3 protein-coding genes are annotated in these 6,050 nt (G+C 73.2%); 2 read left to right on the top strand and 1 reads right to left on the bottom strand.

Annotated features, from left to right (window positions below):
* Positions 1–271: 271 nt before the first annotated feature.
* Entirely contained in the window at positions 272–2,164 is a 1,893-nt protein-coding gene (locus KCQ71_RS03325; protein WP_223402787.1) for a DEAD/DEAH box helicase, read from the bottom strand.
* Positions 2,165–2,408: 244 nt separating this feature from the next.
* Between KCQ71_RS03325 and KCQ71_RS03320 the strand changes: the two genes are divergently transcribed.
* Positions 2,409–4,307, top strand: a complete 1,899-nt coding sequence (locus KCQ71_RS03320; RefSeq protein WP_223402785.1) for a dynamin family protein — start codon at positions 2,409–2,411, stop codon at positions 4,305–4,307.
* Positions 4,295–6,040: a GTPase gene (locus tag KCQ71_RS03315; protein ID WP_223402783.1), complete on the top strand. Its 1,746-nt coding sequence runs from the start codon at positions 4,295–4,297 to the stop codon at positions 6,038–6,040. The genes KCQ71_RS03320 and KCQ71_RS03315 overlap by 13 nt, the downstream gene beginning before the upstream one ends.
* Positions 6,041–6,050 lie beyond the last annotated feature (10 nt).

Below are 6,050 nucleotides of genomic sequence, written 5' to 3'. Positions count from 1 at the left end.
CAACACCGCCAACGCCGCCTCATCCAACGCGTCATAGTCGACCACCCGCACCGGCTCACGAACCACCTCAACACAATGCGCACAGCACCCCAGCGACGACGCCGCCGCCCGCGGAACACCACCCTCGTCGTGATCGAACATGTGTACTATCCTACGTCCGCCCGCAGACAAAGGGAATAGCCCCACCGAACCTGGGGATATCCTCTTCGGCCCTACGACAGAAGGACCCCAGCACGCGAGTGCTGGGGTCCTTCAGCGGTTCAAGGCTTGGTCAGCGGGGAACGCTGCGCGAGGGGCGCTGGCCGTTGTACTTGCCGGCCGGCTTGTCCCGGTAGGGCTTGCTCGAGTGGGGCTTGTCCCACTGGCCGCGGGCGGTGTGAGGCTTGTCCACGTGACCCTTGGCGTCCCCGACTCCAGGGCCGCGGCGCGGGCCGCCCTCGTCAGGACGGATCTTCAGGGCCTGGCCGGCGACGCGCGCGTTGCCGATCCGGCGGGACGCCTCGGGGGAGACGTCCGCGGAGATCTCCACGAGGGAGAACCGGCTGAAGATGTCGATCTTGCCGAGGTCGCTGCCACGCAGGCCACCCTCGCCGGTGATCGCACCGACGATGTCCTGCGGGCGCGCGCCGTGGGTGTGGCCGACGGCCACCCGGTACACGGTGCCCGCACCGGACGCGCGGTGCCGGGTCGGGACGCGCCGCTCCTCGTGCGCCCCCCGGGCGACCCGCTCGGGGCGCTCGGTGTCGAAGCGGGCAGAGAACTCGGAGTCGGCGTTGTCCTCGCCCTCACGCCACGGCTTGGGCCCGGCGTCCCCGACTGCAAGCGCGAGCAGCGCGGCGGCGACATCCAGCGGGTCACCGGCGGGGGTGTCCGCTGCGTTGAGCAGGAACTCGGCGAGCTGTTCCCGGTAGGACTCCAACCGGCCCTTGTCGATCCGTTCGGACACCGACTCGAGCACGGTAGTCGCGCGGTGGGCGCTCACCTGCGCCGGGGTCGGGATCGGGACCTCGGTCAGCGGCGTTCGGGTGACCCGCTCGATGGCGCGCAGGCGCCCCTTCTCACGCGGGGTCAGGAACGTGAGCGCGATGCCCGTGCGGCCGGCGCGGCCGGTGCGGCCGATGCGGTGCACGTACGCCTCCGGCTCGCCGGGGACGTCGAAGTTCACGACGAGCCCGATCCGGTCCACGTCGAGGCCACGGGCGGCCACGTCGGTGGCGACGAGCACGTTCAGGGTGCCGTTGCGCAGGCGCTCGACGATCCGCTCCCGCTCCCGCTGGGCGACGTCACCGGAGATGGTGGCGGCGTTGATGCCGCGCTCGATGAGAGCCGAGCCGACATCCTCCGCCGTGCCGCGGGTGCGCACGAACACCAGGGCCGCCTCGGCGGGGGTGGTGGCGAGCACGCGGGCCAGCGCGCCGATCTTGTGGCGGAACGGCACGACTGCGAACGTCTGGGTGATCGTGTCGGTGGTGGAGGACTGGCGCGAGGTGGCGACCTCGACCGGGTCGTTCATGTGGGTGCGGGCGACCTTGCGGATCGCCGGCGGCATGGTCGCCGAGAACAGTGACGTCTGGCGGTCGGAGGACGCGTGGGTGAGGATCTGGTCCACATCCTCCGCGAAGCCCATCCGGAGCATCTCGTCGGCCTCGTCCAGGGCCAGGAACCGCAGTCCGCTGAGGTCCAGGGCGCCGCGCTCGAGCATGTCGATGACGCGGCCGGGGGTGCCGACGACGACCTGGGCGCCGTTCTGGATACCGCGCAGCTGCGGGCCGTAGGGGGAGCCGCCGTAGATCGCCAGGACGTTCACGCCGCGGCTCGCCGCGGCCATCGCGCCGATCGCCTCGCTGACCTGCATGGCCAGCTCACGGGTCGGGGTGAGCACGAGCGCCTGCACACGGCGCTGCTCGGGGTCGATCGTCGCCAGCAGCGGCAGCCCGAACGCGGCGGTCTTTCCGGTGCCCGTCTGGGCCACGCCGGTGACGTCGCGGCCGGCGAGCAGGGCGGGGATCACAGCGGCCTGGATGTCGGTCGGAGTGGTGAACCCCATCCGGGACACTGCGTCGAGCAGATCGGCCGGCAGGCCGAGGTCGGCGAACGTGGCGGGCGCGTCAGAGGCGTCGGGGGCGTGCGTGGGCACGTCGGAGGACAGGACGGATTCAGTCATGGTGGGGCCTTCGTCGAATGCGGAGCCGGCAGACCGGACGGTCCTTCTCCGCATCGGCCCGTCTCCTCGCGATGCCGCACTCTGCGACATCCGCACGTGAACACCCGCTCTCGGCGGGTCGTGATGTGGGCCCTCTCGCGGCATGATGCGCTCCAGGTGCCCCGAGTCTACCGGGACGAAGGGCCTCGGCGCTGGGTAGGACACGAAGATGTGCGGCATCTCACGCACTGGCATGATCAGCGCCATGGAATCTGCGCTGTCCGGCCTTCGAGGGGCGATCGAGGCTGCGCACTTCCCGTTGGAGGTTCCCGGGGCCGAACACGCACGCGGTCTGCGGGCCCAGTTGTTGAACCAGCTCGACGATTACATCCTGCCCCGCTACGACCAACTCGATGCCCCGCTGCTCGCAGTCGTCGGGGGGTCCACGGGTGCGGGGAAGTCGACGCTCGTGAACGCTCTCGTCGGCGCGCCGTTGACCCGGCCGGGCGCGCTACGGCCAACGACCAGGGACCCGGTGCTCATCCATCACCCGGCCGATGCCCGCTGGTTCGCCGATCAGCGCATCCTCCCGTCGCTGCCGCGGGTCCGCGGGGACGGCACCATGCCACCCGCCGGTGGCGCCGGCGAGGCCGGGGGAGCGGCCCTGCGGCTGCAGCCCTACGACGGGCTCCGGCAGGGCCTGGCGCTGCTGGACGCCCCGGACATCGACTCCGTGGTCGACACGAACCGGCAGCTGGCGTCCCAGCTGCTGGCCGCCGCGGACCTGTGGATCTTCGTCACCACCGCGAACCGGTACGCCGACGCGGTGCCCTGGGAACTGCTCCGGGATGCCTCCCGCCGTCAGGTGGTCGTGGCCGTCGTGCTCGACCGGGTGCCCCCGCCCGTCCTGGCGGAGATCAGTCACGACCTCGCCGCCATGCTGGCAAGCGAAGGGCTCGAACGGGCCCCGTTGTTCCTGCTGCCCGAGACCGCACTCGACGAGCGGGGCATGCTCCCCACCCCGCTGGTGACGGACCTACGGAACTGGCTCCTGGGGCTCACCGCTGACGAGGAGACCCGCGCCGGCGTGATCCGGCAGACCCTCGCGGGCGCGACGATGGATGTGGCCAGGCAGGCGTCAGACCTCGCCGCAGCCGCCGAGGCCCAGGAGCGCGCCGCGCGGGAGATCCGCGAACGGATCACGACGGCCTACACTTCCGACGCTGCACTCGACGCGTTCGCCGACGGCGCCGTGCTGCGCGGCGAGGTCCTCGCCCGCTGGCAGGACTTCATCGGCACCGGAGACTTCATCCGCGGCCTGGAGAGCCGGGTGGGCCGGATCCGCGACCAGCTGACCGCGTTCGTCACCGGACGGCCGCAACGCGAGGTCGAGGTGAAGGAGGCCATCGGCACCGGCCTGCAGGCGCTCCTGGTGGCCGAGGCCGACGCCGCCGCGGAACGCGCCCAGTTTGCGCTGCGGCAGGACAACGCCGGCCGGGCCCTCCTGGACGGACGCGACTGGGGCCGAGCCACCAGCGGCTTTCCCGAGCGGGCCGCCGAACAGGTCCGTCAGTGGCAGGGCTACCTGCTCGACCTCGTCCGCGGTGAAGGTCAGAGCAAGCGCACCATGGCGCGCATCCTCGCGTTCGGCGTGAACGGTGTCGGCGTCGCCCTGATGATCGTGGTGTTCGCCTCGACCGGCGGCCTCGTCGGCGGCGAGATCGTCGTGGCCGGCGGCACCGCCGTCGTCGCCCAGAAGGTCCTCGAGGCCATCTTCGGCGACCAGGCCGTCCGGCGGCTCGCCACCGCCGCCCGGGACGATTTCGCCGAGCGGGCCACGGCGCTGCTCGCCACCGAGCGACAGCGGTTCGAGGACCTGCTCGCACCGGTGGCCGGCGCCGACGCGGTCGCCGCCGAACTGCGGGTGCGCGGCGAGGCGGTCCTCGAACGCGGTGCCACGGCCCTCGAGTCGGCACCCGTACCCGCAGCGCTCGGGCCCGTACCCGACGAGCCACCCGAACTCCCCACCGCGGCGCCCCGGGTCATCGAGTCGACCGACTACACCGTGACTGACGCGGCTCCCCGACGTACGACCACCGGCGCCGCTGCCCCAGGCACCAGTCCCGCAGACCCGACCGCCCCGGATCGTCCATGGCACGGGTGACGGCGCGGGCCCGCGCCGGCGAACGCGCCGACCTGGGCCCCCGGCTCGCCGGCCTGCGCGACGCCGTCGAGGTCCTCGACCGAGTGGGCGCCGAGACCCTCGCCGACCCCGCTCACGGCCGGCACAGCGTCGACGGTCCGCACCGCACCGAACCGCCCGAGCCGGCCGCGCCGCTGGCTCGTGCCCACGGCGTGCTCACCCGGGTCGGACGCCGGCGGGAACTGTCCGCCGAGCACACCGTGGTCGCCCTGGCCGGCGCCACCGGAAGCGGCAAGTCGTCGGTGTTCAACGCGCTGTCCGGTACGGACGTCGCAACCGTCGGCGCCAGGCGGCCCACCACGTCGCACCCCCTTGCGGTCATCTGGGGACCGGCGGCCCCGGCTGGCGCGCTGCTCGACTGGCTGGAGGTCACCCAGCGGGTCGAGGTCGCCCCGGATCATGGCGGCACAGATCTGTCCGGCCTGATTCTTCTGGACCTGCCGGACATCGACTCCGTGCAGACCGAGCACCACCTACGGGCCGCCCGGCTGGCGGAGTCGGTGGACGTCCTCGTCTGGGTCCTGGACCCGCAGAAGTACGCCGACGCCGTCGTCCACACGCAGTACCTGCGGCCGATGTCTCGGCACGCCGAGGTCACCGTCGCGATCCTGAACCAGGCGGACCTGCTCGCCCCGGGCGACCGGGAACCGGTCCTGGCGGACCTCACCGACCGGCTCGCCGACGACGGACTGCGTGGGGTGCAGGCGCTGGCCGTCTCCGCGCGCACCGGTGAGGGCCTGGACGACCTCCGGGAGGTGATCGCCCGGTTCGTGTCCGAGCGCCGCGCGGCCGACGCCCGACTGTCCGCGGACATCGCGACGGTCGCCGCCGAACTCGGCACTGCATACTCGGCCGAGGCCGGCTCGGAGCTCGGCGCCCCGGACCGGCGCCGCCTGGTGACCACCCTGGCCCGGTCCGCCGGCGTCGAGGAGGTGGCGGACGCCGTCGCCGGCTCGTTCCGACACCGGGCCCGCGCCGCGACCGGCTGGCCGGTGACCCGCTGGCTGGGCCGGTTCCGACGGGACCCGCTGCGCCGGCTGCACCTGGACTCCGCGCCCGAGCGGGGTGAGGGGGGAGCCGTCGTCGCGACGTCATCGATCCCGGCCGCCTCTCCGGTCCAGCGCGCCAAGGTCGCGACGGCGCTGCGGGACCTGGGCGATGCCACCGCTGCCGGCAGCGCCGAACCCTGGCGCTCGTACGTGCGGGCCGGCGCCACCGGCGCACTCGCGGCCCTGCCGGACGCTCTCGACCAGGCGATCGTCTCGACGCCACTCGCAGGGCGCTCCGACCCACGCTGGTTCCGCGTGGTCGGGGCGCTGCAGTGGCTCGTGTTCGCGATGCTGGCCGCCGGGGTGCTCTGGCTCGGTGTCCTCGCGGCCCTGCGCTACTTCGGTCTGCCGGTGACCTGGCTGCCGCAGCTGGGCCCGGTGCCGGCCGACCCGCCGTGGCCGGAACTGCCGGCGCTGCCATGGCCGACGGTGCTCGTCATCGCCGGCGTCGTACTCGGGCTGCTCATCTCGTTGATCTCGGCGGTGGTGGCGCGGGTGGGCGCGAGACGACGCGCCCGCAAAGCCCGCGCGGACCTGAACCGCGCCGTCGCCGACGTCGCCGAGAGGCTCGTCCTGGACCCGGTCCGGGCCCGGATCTCCGACGTGGCCGCGTTCGCCGCGGGGATCCGCACCGCCGGGGGCTGAACCGCGCCAC

Origin of the sequence: Occultella gossypii, assembly GCF_019947135.1 — a bacterium.
Lineage (GTDB): Bacteria > Actinomycetota > Actinomycetes > Actinomycetales > Beutenbergiaceae > Occultella > Occultella gossypii.
Note: the sequence above shows the minus strand (reverse complement) of the source record. Positions and strands in the feature narration are given on the sequence as shown.